Genomic DNA, 15,509 nt, shown 5'->3' on the forward strand with positions numbered 1-15,509 from the left:
GATTTGGATAACGAAAAGTTAAAAGCAGAAGCACAAAAAGCGCTTGATGCAGGCGATTTGGAAAAAGCAAAAGGCTTGTTAGCTCAGATTCGGGCTAATAAAGAGCAAGAAGAAACGCAAGCACAACTCAAGACAGAGCTAGAAGACGAACTAAAAGGTCTAGGAGCTTCTGATGAGCCTAAAACAGAGCCTGAGACAGAAGAACCGGCTGATCCTGAAAAGGATAAAGAACTAGAAGAAAAGGAAGAAGTACCACCTATTCCACCTAAAAAGGACGAAAAAAAGAAAGAAGAGGAGAATCGATCTATGGAAGTAATCTTGGATGACAAAAAAGAAAAGGAAACACGCTCAATTAATCAATTTATTCGAACAAAAGGGGAAACGCGTGATGGCTTAACAACTGTCGGAGCAGAAGCCGTTATCCCAATCGATCGTATCACAAAGCCAGAAAAACAACCTGAAACAGTGGTCGATTTACGTCAACATGTTGGCCGTGTACCAGTTACGACAGGTACAGGATCATATCCAATTTTGAAAGCTAACAAAAATAAAATGATCTCTGTGGCTGAATTGGCTAAAAACCCAGCGTTAGCTAACCCTGTATTTACAAAAGTAAATTACCAAATTGAAACTTACCGTGGATACATTCCACTTTCTCAAGAAGCATTAGACGATTCTGATATCGATCTAGGCGGATTGGTCGCTGAAAATATCCAACGCCAATCTTTGAATACATCAAACGCTGAAATTGCGGCTAAGTTGCAAACAGCAACAGCTAAAACTGTTACTACGATTGACGATTTGAAAGACATCGTGAACGTTGCGATTGATCCAGCGTATGCAGTCAAATTCATTGCTTCTCAAAGTTTCTTCAACGAGTTAGACAAAATGAAAGACAATGACGGACGTTATTTATTGCAGCAAGATGTGACTGTCGCGTCTGGTTACAAACTATTAGGGCGTGAAGTTGTTGTAATGGCGGATGATGTAATTGGAAAAACAGCAGGCGACAAAGTAGCATTCGTGGGCGACCCTTCACTTTTTGTTAAATACTTTGACCGTCAACAAGCGTCAGTTCGTTGGGTTGATAACGATGTTTATGGTCAATTACTTGCCGGGTTTATTCGTTTCGATGTTGAAGTAGCCGACACTGCTGCAGGCTTTTACGTAACACTGGGCCCAAAAGCATAGACCCATCCGGCGTAACGTTAAACAAAACAACGACTACGCTTGCGGTGGGGGCATCAGAAACACTGTCAGCGACTGTCTTGCCAGCTGACGCAACGGACAAATCGGTTAAATACAGTTCTAGCGATGAGGCAATTGCCACAGTAACGCCGGTTCAAGGCAAAATCACAGGTATTGCAGCTGGTACAGCAACAATCACTGCAACAACTGCAAACGGAAAAACTGCGGTGTGTGAAGTTACCGTAACTGCTGAATAGGCGGTGATTGAATGGAATTAAGCGAGTTGAAAAACTTTTTGCGAGTGGATCATGACTTGGATGATGATTTACTCGCAATGCTCCAAAAAACAGCAGAAGAATTCATTTTAGGCTCGATTGAGGTAGAAATGACTGCTGATAAACGCTTTGATTACGCTGTGACGTTGCTTGTTTCTAACTGGTACGAAAACAGAGTAGGTACTTCTACGCAGGCGCTGAATGAAATTCCGTTCGGCGTAACTGCGCTTATCCAGCAGTTGAGGGGGCTAGATCATGGCGTTAATACAGACGAGTGACCTAAGTCAACGTATTGACTTTATAAAGGATACGACAGTCAAGGACGAGGACGGCCAGCTGGTCACCACGCCTGAGACTGTTTTTTCATGTTGGGCTTGTGTTCAAACACAACGCTTGAGTGACGTTAAGGCGTCGATTGGTACGGCTTTGGAAGGAACACTGACGTTCATTATCCGCTACCAACAAAAATCAGAGCTAACCAATGATATGAAAGTGTGTTGGAAAGGCAAAACTTTTGAGATTATCACGATCACCAAGGGCGAGTTTGCCAAAGATTTCACCACTGTCATTGCAAAAGAGGTTTCAAAATGAGTGTAGAAGTCGATGCAACCGAAGTGTACAAAGCGCTTAGGGAAGTAAAAGCAAACGTTCAACGAGTGGAAAGCCCAGCACTTAGGAAAGCTGGGGAGTACGCTCAAGAAAAGTTACGACAAAACACACCTTACTGGGATGGAACGAAGTCAAACGGTAAACGTGGTTCGTATATGCAAGAACATGCTAAGAACCATGTGGTTACAAGCTCGGTAAAAAACGGATTGATAGAAGTCGGCTATGACAAAGATGTTTCTTGGCGGATGCACTTTATCGAGTTCGGAACAATCAAACAACGTCCAAAAGGTTTCGTACAAAAAACACAAAAACAAATCGAAAAACAAGTAACACAAATCATTGCTGACGAAGTAAAAAGGAGGCTAGGACTTTGAAAACGGCAGTATCACAAGTCTATTCAATTCTGAATAGCAATGAAAAAACAAAGAACATTGATTTTTACACCAATAGTGTTCCGGAATCAGCTCAAACAGTACCTAGCCTTCCAGTTGGCAGAATTACAGAGATATCCGGCAACTATGAAGATTTTGCAAGCAACAATCCTTTGACCATTCAATTTAACGTACAGGTAGATGTATGGGTGTCAACCATGAAAGAGGTTGATGCCTTTTATTTTGCCCTTGATGAGGTTATGAGAGGGAATGGTTGGCAATGCGCATACACGGAACAAACAGATGACGAGGACTTGGAAGGTGCAAAGCGGATTATCAAACGATATGTAGCAAATATTTCACTAAATTAAAAGGAGAGAAAATAGATGGCAACAGTAGGATTTGAGAGCGTCATTTTTGGCGTAAAAACAGGTGCAGACGGCACTCTAAAAGAATTAGTAGCAGATAAGTCGAAAGGCGGAGCGATCGAAGCTAAAATTACTGGATTAGGCGCAACTTCTAACACAACACACGCTTCAAACGTACCGTTCTTCATTGCAAGTAAAGGCGTTTCGTCGCCAAAAGTTACGCTTGACGTGGCAGACTTAATGGATAACGGCATTTACAGCGAAATCATTGGCGCTAAAACCGTGGATGGTGTAAATGTAATTGGTTCAGAAACTGAAGCACCTTACGTGTCGGTAGTCATGGTTACAGCGAACAAAGAAGGAAAACGCTTATTCATGGGGATGACCAAAGGAAAATTCAGTCATCCAGATATCGACATGAAAACAGCTGAAGACAAAGGGGTAGAATTGCAAACCGATTCTATCGAAGGGGAATTCATTTCTGATGAACGTGGCTATGTATTTATGACTGCCGTTGAATCAGAAGAAATGACCTTACAAAAATTCAAGGACTTGGTAAATAACAAAGCGGGGGAGTAGTTAACCCCGAAAGCATCACACTGGATAAAGCAACACTGGCGCTAGAAACTGGCGCAACTGGCACTTTGACCGCTACGGTACTTCCTAACGACGCAACAGACAAAGGCATTGTTTGGAGTACTAGCGATGAAGCAATCGCAACAGTTAGCACAGCAGGTGTAGTGACAGCAGTAAAAGCAGGAACAGCAACTATCACAGCAACAACGAAAGTCGGCGCTAAGAAAGCTGCATGCACAGTTACAGTGACTGAAGCACCACAAGGTTAGCCATTTTTGGCTAGCCTTATTTTTTGTAAAAACAAGGAGGAAAACAAATGATTGAATTGCAATTGAAACTTGACGGAAAGAAAAAAACATTCAAACAACAAGATATTTCCGCACGCGCAATGCGTGAGTGTATCAAATTTTACGAGAAAGCGGAAAAAGCAGACCTAACTGATTTAGAAGCAATTGATTCAATGATTGCAATTACAGCAGATATTTTCCAAGATCCAGCAGTTACATTTGATGCTATTTTAGACGGTTTGACTGCGAGCGAGTTAGTACCGGCATTAGAAAGTGTTTTTGAACAAATCAATGAACTGGGAAACAATGAAAAAAAGCAGATAGCGAGCAAAAAGAGATAAGTTTTTCTGAAGCTAGGAAAGCAATGGATCAAATCTACAAAGATTTAATCGAAGCAGGTTGGACGATGAGAGATGTGGACGAAGCCGACTATCATTATTTGTTACACCTTTTTGGAGAAGTGGAGAGTGGCGAAGAATATGTAGATGGTGCTGATTTCATCAAACAATTTTTATCGGCTGAATACTTGGTAAAACTTGAGGAAGGAGGTAAATAATGGCAGGAAAAGGACAACCGGCAGGAAATATCAAGCTAGGGATTAGTTTAGATAGCACTAATTTTGGTAACACGCTGGACGAAATAAATGCGAAAGTCAAACAAGCTGAGTCGAATATGCGTGCCAATCTAAAGGCTTATGATTCAGCAGGACGTTCATACGAAGCACTTAGTCAAAAGACGAAAGACTTGTCTACGGTTATGGAAGGGCAAAGCGCCAAAGTAAGAGAATTAACAAAGCGCCGTGATGAAGCGATTAGCAAGTATGGCGAGGAATCGAAACAAGTTGCTATCCTTAACACACAGATAAACAATGCTACCGCAAAATATAATGCTTACAGTCGCCAGTTGAACGACACAAAAAAAGAATTGGTGTATTCCAAAACAGCCGTCAATGATTTATCTAATGAAATCAAAGAAAATGAACGACAAATGAACGCCGAAGTAAAAGCGTTGAAAGCCGCTGGTGATGAATCTGGTGCGTTTGAAGCAAAACAAAAAGGGCTAGCCAAACAAACGGAATTATCCGAGAAAGCTATCGAAGAACAGCGCAAAGTTGTGAAACTGATGGCTGATGAGTTTGGCGATTCAGCAGATGAAACTGAAGATGCAAAAAGGGCATTAGAAAAGTTAGAACGACAAAGCCAAATATCTAGCAGGCAATTAGAAGCACTCAAAAGCTCTAGCGATCAATCAGGAAAAAAAATAGAAGATTTTGGCGACAAGTCCACAAGGTCAGCTAGGAAACTGGATGGGCTAAAAGACAAATTAGGCTCGCTAAAAAGCGCATTTTCGTTTGGTGCAGTTGCTGGATTAGCGCATAACGCTATTAGCAGTGTAGTAAGTGGCGTGCAAGGCTTGGTTGGCGAAGCGGTAAACGCATCGGATTCATTGATAAATTTTTCCAAAACCATGGAGTTTGCTAACTTTGGGAAATCACAGATAGAAAGCTCGAAAATAGAAATGAAAGACTACGCCGATAAGACGGTTTATGGTTTAGAAGAAATTCTGAACACAACCGCACAATTGGCATCTAACGGGATCCCTAACTATACAGAACTAACCAAGGCGGCAGGCAACTTGAATGCGGTAGCAGGTGGATCAGAGGAAACTTTTAAGTCAGTAGCTATGATGTTAACACAAACCGCTGGAGCTGGTAAATTAACTACTGAAAACTGGAATCAATTAGCAGATGCGATACCGGGTGCTTCAGGACTGTTACAAGATGCTATGTTGAAAAACGGAGCTTATACAGGAAACTTCCGAGATGCAATGGAAAAAGGAGAAATATCTTCAGATGAGTTTAATCAAGCTATTACACAGTTAGGTATGAACCCTGGAGCTGTTGAAGCAGCCAAATCAACAGATACGTTAGGTGGCTCATGGGATAGATTGAAATCAACGGTTGTCAATGCTATACAAGGTATTATAGAAAAAATAGGTGTAGAAAACATCACTGGTTTTATCAATACATTAAGTACCAAAATAGAAGAAGCAATGCCTTTTATAGGTAAGTTCATGGGTAAATTGGGAGACTTTGCTAAATGGATTGCAGATAACAGAGAGTCACTAACATGGCTCGTGGGCATCATAGGCGGGATAACACTTGCAATTAAAGGACTAGCTGTAGCTTCAGCCATATTTGGAGCGATTTCTGTAGTAGCAGGAGGGTTAGTTGTAGCATTAGGAGCATTGGTTGGAGCTTTGGTAGTAGCTTATACAAAATCAGAAACATTTAGAAATATAGTCAATAAAGCATTTCAGACAGTGTGGAGTATCGTTAAACCAATTATAGATAGACTAGTACAAGGGTTTAAAGATTGGTGGACAGTAATGTCATGGCTTTGGGGTAAAATCTCAGGGTGGGCAGTCAACGTGTGGAACAAATTTGGAGAAATAAAAACTAATGTATCACGAGCAGTGACAGAAACATGGACAGGAATCAAGAAGTCATTTAGTGGTGGTATTGATACTGTTGTGAACTGGATGAAAGACTTACCTAACAACATAGCTAGAGCAGTATTAAATGGTAAAAATGCAATTACAAATGCATTTAAATCTGTATTCAACGCAGCACTTAAAGCTATAGGTAAACCAGTTAACGCAATCATCCATGGAGCTTCATGGGTACTAGAAAAACTGGGTGCTGACAAACTCAAAGAATGGAAAGTGCCACAATACGCAAAAGGAACACCAAACGGAGGTCATCCGGGCGGGCCTATGATGGTAAATGACGGTAGAGGTGCTGAAGCGGTAATCACACCTAACGGACAAGCATTTATCCCACGAGGGCGAAATGTAGTGTTGAATGCACCAAAAGGCACACACGTTCTAACAGCTGAAGAAACAGCTTATATGACTGGAAACAAAGCACCAAGATATAGATACGCCAAAGGTACAGGCTTTTTCGGAAATCTATGGAACAACGTCAAAGGATTTGCTGGAGATGTTGGAAACAAGCTGAAAGATGTAGTCGGCGATGTATGGGATTTTGTAACAGACCCGGGAGCGTTGGCTAGGAAAGTGTTAAATGGTCTTGGCGTACTGGAAGGGCTTGTCAAATATCCTTTAGATGTTGGTAAAGGTATTCTAAGTAAGGCTACCGAAGCATTGACGAACAAAATCACAGAACTATTCAGCAGTGGCAGTTTAGACACTTCAATGGGCATGCAAGGCGTTTACAAATACTTGGCGGACGTTGCAGTTGCAGTAATGAAGAAGTTTCCAGGCTTTCAAGTAACCTCAGGTTATCGTGAAGGCGATCCATACTCACACGGAAAGCACAACGCAATTGATATTGCACTACCGGGAGTCGTGAATGGTTCCCCTAGATATACAGAAGCAGCCAATTACGCATTTGAGAAGTTTGCAAACAAAATCGGCTATGTTATCACAAATGGTAAGGTTCGTGACCGTTCAGGACAATCAGGTACAGGTGTGCATGATGATTGGCGGACATGGCCTGATGGTGACCACTACGACCACGTGCATTTAAACGGTGTAAGAGATCCGCAGGGCGGACTTGTTAGCGGTGGCGATAGCGTTGGTGGAAGTGGCGTAGAACGCTGGCGAAATGTAGCAATTAGAGCGTTGAAAATGACTGGTCAATACAGTACTGCAAACTTAAACGCATTGCTGAACCAAATGCGTACAGAGTCAAATGGTAATCCTAGAGCAATTAACAACTGGGATATTAACGCTAAAAACGGCACACCTTCTAAAGGATTACTTCAAATGATTGACCCAACATTCAGACAGTATGCAATGCCAGGATTCAATAGTAATATCTATGACCCACTATCTAACATCTTAGCTTCAATTAGATATGCGTTGTCAAGATATGGCTCACTAAGAAATGCTTATCGTGGTCATGGTTACGCAAACGGTGGAATTGTAAACCAACATCAAATTGCGGAAATCGCAGAAGGAAACAAGCCAGAAATTATTATTCCGTTAGATAAGGCTAAACGATCAAGAGCAATGCAGTTGCTTGCGATTACTCAAGATAAGTTAGGCGTAAAACCAAAAAGCGTAAATAATAGTAGTGATTCGAGCGGAACGTTAGAAACATTAGTTTCACTGATGATTCAGCAGAATAACTTGCTATCTAAACTTTTAGCAAAAGACACAAGTGTCAAACTTGATGGTAAACCAATTGCAGACAATACAAATGGATACTTAGGTAACCAGTTGAAACGTTCGCTATATACTACAGGTTAGGAGGGATAAAGTGAATGGCTATTTAATCGATTTTCGCTTCATAAAAAATCAAGAGATAGTATCTTTAAAAGAAAAATTGGGCATAGAGTGTATTTCTTTTGCACGAAAAGCACCACAACTAAATGTAGAATACCAAGAATTTTCAGGGTCAAACGGTTCGAGAGAAGTCGAAAAAAGTTTCAAATCGTTCACTATCGAAGTGGAATTTTATGCTGAATTCAAAAATATGTATGACTATCAACTAAAAGAAACTGAATTATATGCGTTTCTATTCGATGACGAAGGATATTATGTTTTTACAGATAGAGAACCGGGCAAAAAATACTTTGTCCGTCCTAACTCAGTAGAAGTGAATGAAGTTGGTCTAAGATATGCAACTTACAAGGCGACTTTCACTGTTTTTAGAGGTTGTTCCGAATCGATGGCTTCCACGTTATCGGATTTTTCACTGTCTAATGAATGGCAATTTTCACAAGGCCTAGTTGCGGAAGATTATAAGTATACGCACCGAACCAGTAATTTTATCATTTATAATGCTGGCGATTTTGCTATTGATCCACGTGAACATACTCTAAAAATCACTTTGGAAGGTGAATCAGAAGGCAACGTGACTATTTTCAACAAAACGACAGGGGAACGATTCATCTACTATCCGGAGTTTTCTACGTTGCTAGGCCAAACTTTGACTTTAGACCGTGTTTATCCGAAGTTGAACGGTGTAAATTGCGGAATTGACACGAATTTAGGTTTGATAACGTTAGCGGTTGGAACGAATGAAATTGAAATACAAAATATTACTAGAGTGGAGTCAAAATGGGACTTCAATTTTTTGTATAAGTAGGTGGGAATTTGAAAGATATTTTTATCCAAGACTACGAGAAAACAAAAAAAGAAATATTGACTGAATACGACAAAAGTACATTTACTGAAAATTGGCAAGAGAACGAAACGTGGGAAATTTCGTTCACTATTGTCAAAACAAAATTCAATGAATTGGCTTTTGATTTAGTCGATTATGAAAATTCAGTATTTTTCAATGGACAAGAGTTTATCGTAAAACAAATGGGCGTTTCTGCCGAAGGGGCAGCAATCACAAAAACAGTTACAGCCACGCACATTTACTACACCATGCAAGATGGCTTTCAGTACGACACAATCACAGGAACACGCTCTATTAACCAACTGCTAGCACATGTTTTCAAACCTGATAACCGTGGTTTTACATGGAATGTTGTAGATCCGAACAAGAAATTTCTTACAGTTGAACAAGAAAACTTCGGGAATGGGAACTATTTGAAACTGGTTGAAGAAATTTTGAAAGACTATGATGCGATAGTGATTCCGGACAACAAAAACCTTACTTTCTTCCCTCGTTCAGAATATGGTAAAAAAACTGAAGAACAAATACGCTACAAATACAATACCGATTCTGTGAAATTTGATATTGATACTTTTAATTTGAAAACGCAGATTAAAGGATTTGGGAAGAAAAAGGAAGACGACACTTACTACTTCACGCCAATCACATATACAAGTAAGCAGTCGGAAAAATGGGGTATACGTGTCCAAAGTCCAGTTAGTGATGATCGTTACACCGTTTCAGGGAACATGCTAGAACGTTTGAAACAAGACTTGCAAGACTATCCAACAATCACTGGCACAGTTACTATGAAATGGCGTGTAGAGCCTAATAAGGGCGATTACGTGGCGTTTGTCTATGAGCCGTTAGGTATCAATACCTATATTCAAGTAGTAGGAATCAAGACGTATCCAGCGATACCAAATAAGCCACCAGAAATCACATTGAGCAACACAAAGAAAACAATGACGTCGATACTCGCTGAAATGGCGAAGAAAGGAGTGATTTGATGGGGTTATTAAAATTAATCAGTAACCGTATCTCTACGGAATGGAAAGAGAAATTTAATAAAAACATTGACTACCTTAATGATCTTGAAAAGAAACTATCTGATCAAGACAAATCAACGAATAGTCGTATTGATAATCTCGTGCTTCATTCAGGAGGTGATTCTCCTAACGAAGTAGTGGATGCACGTGTAAATAATAAGGGAGAAACCTTTCCTACTTTACAAGGCAGATTGGTAGAACACGAAACCCTGACAGATGAACAAATTAGCGAATTAATTACAAATGCCGCTAGTCAGAAAGCACAAGTAGAGCAATTAAACAAAGCAGTCCAACAAATCATTGGAGGGTATAATGAACCAATTAATATCTATGTTTCAAAAAATGGTAGTGATAAAATCGGCGAAGGTACAGAAGAAAAGCCATATGCTACTATTCAAACAGCTGTGAATACCATTCCGTTGATAACTGCTGCTCCGATCACTATTTGGATTGATGATGGTGCTTATTTGGAAGACGTGGTAATTAATGGGCTGTCTTATCGTTCCTTAATGATTAAACCAATAAATGATATAAGTAGTATAAACCCCTTAACTTCAGATTTGCCAGTAAGAGTAAGGAGTTTAGCGACAACCACGTGTGTAGGTTACACACAGATTTCTGGTATTCAAATAGTTGATACTGTAAACGCTCCGATAGATCCAAGTGGTAACCGATACGGAATCATGAACGAGCAATCTGGCTATATGGCGATAAATAAATGTAAATTTTCTGAGAATACAAAATCTTTGGGATACAATGCCATTTATGTTGGTGGCGTATCGAAATTAAACATGTATGGTAATACTACATTTATTAATCAAGATGTCGCTTTGCGTGTAAGGCTTATGTCAGAAGCATTAGCAGGTCTAACTGGTTCAGGAAATAACATCGGTATTAAATGTGAAGATGCTACAGTTAGAGGTACGGCTTCCACAGTATTTGCAACTACACCAACAAGCATCAGTGGCAATGGGCTAATTATATCCAAAGGGCAGGTGTTAAGTTAATGGTTTATAAAATGAATGAATCGATCATTGTGATTCAAGCAGAAGCCACTAGTCCAAACAGGACGAATGTTGTTTTTTGGTCGCATGATCGAGGAACAGCTAAGCTTCGAATGAAGTTAGTTCGGAAAAACGGCATCCCTCAAAGCTTACCCGAAGGGACAACTGTTCCGATTCGCTTGATGTTCAAATCTGCAACGGCAGAAGGTGGTTATGGGAAACATGACTATCTCGCCACCATTGAAGATCCTGTGAATGGGATTGTTTCTATTGTGTTAGAGGATAATATACTGGGATACGTAGGCACCGTAGAAGGTAGCGTATATATTGATTTTCCAAACGACCGCTCGTTAGATACAGCTGGTCGTTTTACTTTTTATATCAAACGCAGTCCAATTGATGATAGTACGCCAGAGCTGGAAGATTATTATTTCAATGGTTTCAGTCAGACCATTGATAAAATCGAAAAAATTCTAGCTGATGGAAAGCAAGAGATTGAACAGAAAATTGAGGAATCCGAAACGCAGATTGATGCGAAAGTAAAAGATACAAACGACAAAATCACGAAAGCCAATCAAGATGTCGCAACTCTCAATACTAATATTGATAAGGCGAATGACCGTATTGATCAAACCAATCAGCAAATCGGTGATCTCGGCAAGCTGAAAAAAATGTACAGTAACAGCATCGACTTCGGGGGCTATGATTATAGTGGGAATCCGAATTTAATGCCATATATTACAGACCCTTGGGTTGGGTCTTTGTTAGTTAATGGAGATACAGTTAAAGATAGTGTTAAAAGGGTTATAACTCATACTAAAACTAGAACAGCTGATGCCGGCGACATATTATCGCTTGGCTTAGGTATTCCGCGCACAGCGGAAGCTAATAATCAGTATCTTATAACTGCTTTACAGCCATCTACACCGTACACATTAACTGTTACTATGAGTGTTGGTTCAGATTGGACTGGGAAGACCAATACTATAGGGGCTAGGGTTAGATATTTAAATACATCTGGTGGAACAGAAACGCCCATTAATGTATTACTACCAGAAAATGTAGAACGCGATAAAATGATCACTCATACATTTACTGGGACAACAAAAGCTGATTTAACTGGTGTGAAAAATTGTTATGTTCAAATATTCTCAGTTAACAGTGAGGACAAAGGAACGGTTAGTGTCAGCTATGACGTTAAGTTAGAAATTGGTACAATAGCTACGCCATACCAACCTAATCTACTCAATGCTCCATATTATTTGAGTAAAAAAACACTAGGTAAAAATTTACTTGATCCAACTGGCATTACAAGTAGCTCATATTTACTTCTAACTAAAACACCAAGCGAAAAGTTACTTAAAGACCAGACCTATACTATTACACTTAAAGGAACTAAACCGGCAACACAGACATTCCGTTGTTTTGTACAATATGAAACTAATGGTTCTACTGTGAATCTTCTTGATATGAAACCAGTTGAAGGTCTTGTTGATGAGTGGCAATTGACATTTAAAGCAACTAGAAGCGCTTCTGATATAACTGGCAGACTATATGTTTATCAAGTGCCAAATACAAGTTTAGGTCAATGTAAAGTAGAATGGATAAAATTAGAAAAAGGCGACACACGAACCCCAAATATTAGTGAATATAAATACTTCGGTGAAGGATTGAAAGACAGTAACAATCCGAACGACTACAGCTGGGACATCACGCCTGAATATACTGAAAAAGGCTTGAATAATACGGTTAGTTTGACCGATCCACAGTCAGTTGAAGGTTTAAAAAACTTTGAGGATGGGTTACAGCTGAAGGGTATTTCTGTTGTGCAAGATAATTTTACAAGCAAAGCAGTGACAACAAAGAATATAACTGATTTTACTGAAGATAGCATCGTGAGGTTTGAACGATGGGGACGTTTAGTCATAGCGAATATTGAAATTACAAATAAATCTGCTAATTTTGCTGGATGGAAAAACTTAATGGCTTTTCCATCAGGCTATACTCCTATTAGTTTAGTCGGTTGGGGAGGTACTTTGTCTAATAAAACTAATAGAAATCCCGCATTATCTGTTTACGCAAATTCTTCAGGAATATCTGTAATGATCGGTAGTGCAGATTTACCGGCAAATCAAAGATGCTCTGGAACTGTTGCATATTTTACAAACGATGAATGGCCACAAGGTTGAAAGGAGTAATATTATGAAAAACATTTGGAAATACGGACGTACTGGTGGAGAGTACGCAGGAAAAGTGTTGGACGACATGCTTGTATCCGTTCCTTACACAGATCAGCCTCCACTTGAAGGGGTTCGAGCTGATGGCGAACCGTTAACAATCGCTGATCAGATGTTTGATCCTAAACTGAACCAATGGATTGTTTTAGCGAACGCACTAGATCACAACGATTTAAACAATCTCAAAGCGATGTACGAGGCTCTGGAACATGAAAACGATAACCTAAAGCAGATCAACGCCAAACTCATGCTAAGCGATGTAGCAATTAAACAGGAAAATACTGCATCGAAAGAAAAAGCGGATAGTTTAGCACAAATCAATTCAAAAATGATGCTTGCTTCGTTACAAAATAGCAAAGACATTTCAGAAATTAAAGAGCAACTAAATCCAGCTTCAAAGGGAGGTGAGTAGTATGTTTAGTTTTAGCGATGTGAAAATGATGTATGATTGGGGCTGTTTTACTGACGATCAAGTTCGACTATTCGTTCCACTATGCATTACAGACGAAGAAGCAGAAAAAATTATTAGCAAAGAAGAAAGCGCATCTTAATTGATGTGCTTTTTTTGTTGGAAAGTTGGTGGAACATGAAAGAAGAAGCGCTCCAAGACGTTGTGGAGAGATTAGTAAGAATTGAAACAAAATTAGACAACTACGAATCACTTAGAGAAAAGGCTGATAGTGCAAAAGATTTGGCAGATAAAGCCTATTCAGTAGCACTAAACAATGCAGAAGACATCAAGGAAATGAAGAACAATAATAAATGGGCTTGGGGCTATATGATTGGCTTAGGCATTACAATCATTGGCTATTTCTTAACTAAATTGTAAAGGAGGTGAGAAGAAATGATTTTACCAGATAAGTATTATCAAATCATTAAATGGACGGTTTTAACAGTTTTACCAGCTGCATCTGTTTTAGTAGCCACGTTAGGAAAAGCGTATGGATGGAATGGAACAGATATGACAGTACTCACTATCAATGCAGTAGCAACATTTTTAGGCGTTATCACTGGTGTGTCGGCTTATAATTTGAAAAAATAGGAGGAAACAAATGAAAAAGAAAATTACTGTTACTGCGATGAGCCTATTAATGGCTCTTTTTTTATTGCCAATTAACGGGTTCGCCTATACGATCAACAATGAATTTAATTTAGGTGTAAATGAAGGTAGCTCTCAAGTAGCAAATAACCAATATATTCTATTGCATGAAACAGCAAACGAAACTGCGACAGGACGAAATGAAGCGCAGTATATGCAACGTTCATGGACTAGTGCTTACACTGCTTACATTGTGGGAGACGGCGGAATTGTTTATCAAGTCGGTCAACCTGGTTATGTACAGTACGGTGCTGGTTCGTATGCTAATGCTAACAGTCCTGTGCAGATTGAGTTACAACACACACATGATAAAGCAATTTTTGAAAAGAACTATAAAGCATATGTTGAATTGGCTAGAGATTCAGCAATGAAATATGGTATTCCATTAACATTGGACACGCCTTATAACCAACCAGGAATTAAATCGCATTTATGGGTAACACAAAATATTTGGGGCGATCATACAGATCCTTACGGTTATCTTTCTGAAATGGGCGTAAGTAAAGAAAAACTAGCCTATGATTTGGCTCATGGTTTTACGGATGATAATCCGACAACTTCAGATGATAAACCAGTTATTGATCCAACTAGAGCAGGTGCTGCAAATCCTACACTGACAGATGGAACAAATTACGCCCACATTGATCAGTTTGGAGAAATCGAAAACGCAAACTTGCATGTGGCTGGATGGCACATTGCTAATTATAAATACGAGTATATTTTCATTATGGACTACAATACTGGAAAAGAATTAGCTCGAGTAAGAGCTGATGGAATTTATAGACCAGATGTAAACCAAGCTTATAATACTTCTGGAAATGTTGGTTATCATGTATCTTTCAATATGCGTAATTTTCCTAATAAGAAAGTCTATGTCATGATGCGGGCAACGAATGATGCAGAAGGGAACACTAAAGGCGGAGCACAAGATTTTCATGATAAACGCTGGTATTTAAATATTCCGAAACGATAAAAATAGCCCCTCGTTGAGGGGCGATACACCTGTCTCTTATACACATCTAGATGTGTATAAGACATATATATTAAAAAGTGTTCTTTTTGAATGCTATTTTGAATGCCATTTTGAATGCCATTTTCATTCATTTAACGAAAATCAGCGAAAATAAAAAATGCTCAAACCCTTATAAAATAAGGATTTAAGCATCTAGCGAAATTTGGTGAAATCTCACAATGGAGACGGCGGGAGTCGAACCCGCGTCCAAACACATCGCCACTTAAAAATCTACGTTCATAGTCAACTCATTTGAGGCTTCGCTTTACAGCTTGCCGAGTGACAGGCATTCTGTATCGC

General features: G+C 39.5%; 20 protein-coding genes. All 20 read left to right on the top strand.

The features are described 5' to 3' along the window. Positions 1 to 3: 3 nt before the first annotated feature. Genes A5849_RS06420 through A5849_RS06515 form a run of 20 tightly spaced genes read left to right on the top strand, consistent with a single transcriptional unit; the run spans position 4 to position 15,170 of the window. Positions 4 to 1,191 (top strand): phage major capsid protein, encoded by a 1,188-nt coding sequence (locus A5849_RS06420; RefSeq protein ID WP_086310013.1) that lies wholly within the window; start codon positions 4 to 6, stop codon positions 1,189 to 1,191. Next, on the top strand, positions 1,188 to 1,445 hold the full coding sequence (locus A5849_RS06425; protein ID WP_080105918.1) for an Ig-like domain-containing protein: 258 nt from the start codon (positions 1,188 to 1,190) through the stop codon (positions 1,443 to 1,445). Before A5849_RS06420 ends, A5849_RS06425 begins: the two co-directional genes overlap by 4 nt. An 11-nt stretch (positions 1,446 to 1,456) precedes the next feature. Further along, positions 1,457 to 1,741, top strand: a complete 285-nt coding sequence (locus A5849_RS06430) for a head-tail connector protein (protein WP_086310014.1) — start codon at positions 1,457 to 1,459, stop codon at positions 1,739 to 1,741. Then, positions 1,719 to 2,054: a phage head closure protein gene (locus A5849_RS06435; RefSeq protein ID WP_086310015.1), complete on the top strand. Its 336-nt coding sequence runs from the start codon at positions 1,719 to 1,721 to the stop codon at positions 2,052 to 2,054. Before A5849_RS06430 ends, A5849_RS06435 begins: the two co-directional genes overlap by 23 nt. Beyond that, the gene (locus A5849_RS06440) at positions 2,051 to 2,446 is read left to right on the top strand and encodes an HK97-gp10 family putative phage morphogenesis protein (protein WP_002290643.1); all 396 of its coding nucleotides are present in this window, start codon (positions 2,051 to 2,053) and stop codon (positions 2,444 to 2,446) included. The genes A5849_RS06435 and A5849_RS06440 overlap by 4 nt, the downstream gene beginning before the upstream one ends. Beyond that, the gene (locus A5849_RS06445; RefSeq protein WP_002329393.1) at positions 2,443 to 2,814 is read left to right on the top strand and encodes a hypothetical protein; all 372 of its coding nucleotides are present in this window, start codon (positions 2,443 to 2,445) and stop codon (positions 2,812 to 2,814) included. Before A5849_RS06440 ends, A5849_RS06445 begins: the two co-directional genes overlap by 4 nt. 15 nt (positions 2,815 to 2,829) lie before the next feature. Further along, on the top strand, positions 2,830 to 3,390 hold the full coding sequence (locus A5849_RS06450) for a major tail protein (RefSeq protein ID WP_086310016.1): 561 nt from the start codon (positions 2,830 to 2,832) through the stop codon (positions 3,388 to 3,390). Between the two features lie 20 nt (positions 3,391 to 3,410). Next, positions 3,411 to 3,656, top strand: coding sequence for an Ig-like domain-containing protein (locus A5849_RS06455; RefSeq protein ID WP_201800530.1), 246 nt, complete (start codon positions 3,411 to 3,413; stop codon positions 3,654 to 3,656). Positions 3,657 to 3,703: 47 nt separating this feature from the next. Then, a complete protein-coding gene (gpG, locus tag A5849_RS06460; protein WP_038809483.1) occupies positions 3,704 to 4,015 on the top strand; it encodes a phage tail assembly chaperone G in 312 nt (103 codons plus the stop codon). Between the two features lie 23 nt (positions 4,016 to 4,038). Beyond that, positions 4,039 to 4,230 (top strand): hypothetical protein, encoded by a 192-nt coding sequence (locus tag A5849_RS06465; RefSeq protein WP_086310018.1) that lies wholly within the window; start codon positions 4,039 to 4,041, stop codon positions 4,228 to 4,230. Then, positions 4,230 to 7,949 carry a tape measure protein gene (locus A5849_RS06470; RefSeq protein ID WP_086310019.1) on the top strand — a complete coding sequence of 1,240 codons (3,720 nt, stop codon included), beginning with the start codon at positions 4,230 to 4,232 and terminating at the stop codon, positions 7,947 to 7,949. Before A5849_RS06465 ends, A5849_RS06470 begins: the two co-directional genes overlap by 1 nt. 10 nt (positions 7,950 to 7,959) lie before the next feature. Next, entirely contained in the window at positions 7,960 to 8,790 is an 831-nt protein-coding gene (locus A5849_RS06475) for a phage tail family protein (RefSeq protein WP_047937741.1), read from the top strand. An 8-nt stretch (positions 8,791 to 8,798) separates the two neighbouring features. Next, positions 8,799 to 9,818, top strand: a complete 1,020-nt coding sequence (locus tag A5849_RS06480) for a phage tail protein (protein ID WP_002347945.1) — start codon at positions 8,799 to 8,801, stop codon at positions 9,816 to 9,818. Next, on the top strand, positions 9,818 to 10,864 hold the full coding sequence (locus tag A5849_RS06485; protein WP_086310020.1) for a hypothetical protein: 1,047 nt from the start codon (positions 9,818 to 9,820) through the stop codon (positions 10,862 to 10,864). Before A5849_RS06480 ends, A5849_RS06485 begins: the two co-directional genes overlap by 1 nt. Beyond that, positions 10,864 to 13,050 (top strand): BppU family phage baseplate upper protein, encoded by a 2,187-nt coding sequence (locus tag A5849_RS06490; RefSeq protein ID WP_256923995.1) that lies wholly within the window; start codon positions 10,864 to 10,866, stop codon positions 13,048 to 13,050. Before A5849_RS06485 ends, A5849_RS06490 begins: the two co-directional genes overlap by 1 nt. Positions 13,051 to 13,063: 13 nt before the next feature. After that, complete coding sequence (locus A5849_RS06495) at positions 13,064 to 13,510, top strand: hypothetical protein (protein WP_086310021.1); 447 nt, start codon at positions 13,064 to 13,066, stop codon at positions 13,508 to 13,510. 1 nt (position 13,511) lies between these two features. Beyond that, complete coding sequence (locus tag A5849_RS06500; protein ID WP_086310022.1) at positions 13,512 to 13,649, top strand: XkdX family protein; 138 nt, start codon at positions 13,512 to 13,514, stop codon at positions 13,647 to 13,649. Between the two features lie 35 nt (positions 13,650 to 13,684). Beyond that, positions 13,685 to 13,927, top strand: a complete 243-nt coding sequence (locus A5849_RS06505; RefSeq protein WP_002312831.1) for a hemolysin XhlA family protein — start codon at positions 13,685 to 13,687, stop codon at positions 13,925 to 13,927. A gap of 15 nt (positions 13,928 to 13,942) precedes the next feature. Then, positions 13,943 to 14,140, top strand: a complete 198-nt coding sequence (locus tag A5849_RS06510; protein ID WP_002319084.1) for a phage holin — start codon at positions 13,943 to 13,945, stop codon at positions 14,138 to 14,140. A gap of 10 nt (positions 14,141 to 14,150) precedes the next feature. Further along, positions 14,151 to 15,170, top strand: coding sequence for an N-acetylmuramoyl-L-alanine amidase (locus tag A5849_RS06515; RefSeq protein ID WP_086310023.1), 1,020 nt, complete (start codon positions 14,151 to 14,153; stop codon positions 15,168 to 15,170). Positions 15,171 to 15,509 lie beyond the last annotated feature (339 nt).

This window comes from Enterococcus sp. 10F3_DIV0382, assembly GCF_002140245.1.
Lineage (GTDB): Bacteria > Bacillota > Bacilli > Lactobacillales > Enterococcaceae > Enterococcus_B > Enterococcus_B lactis.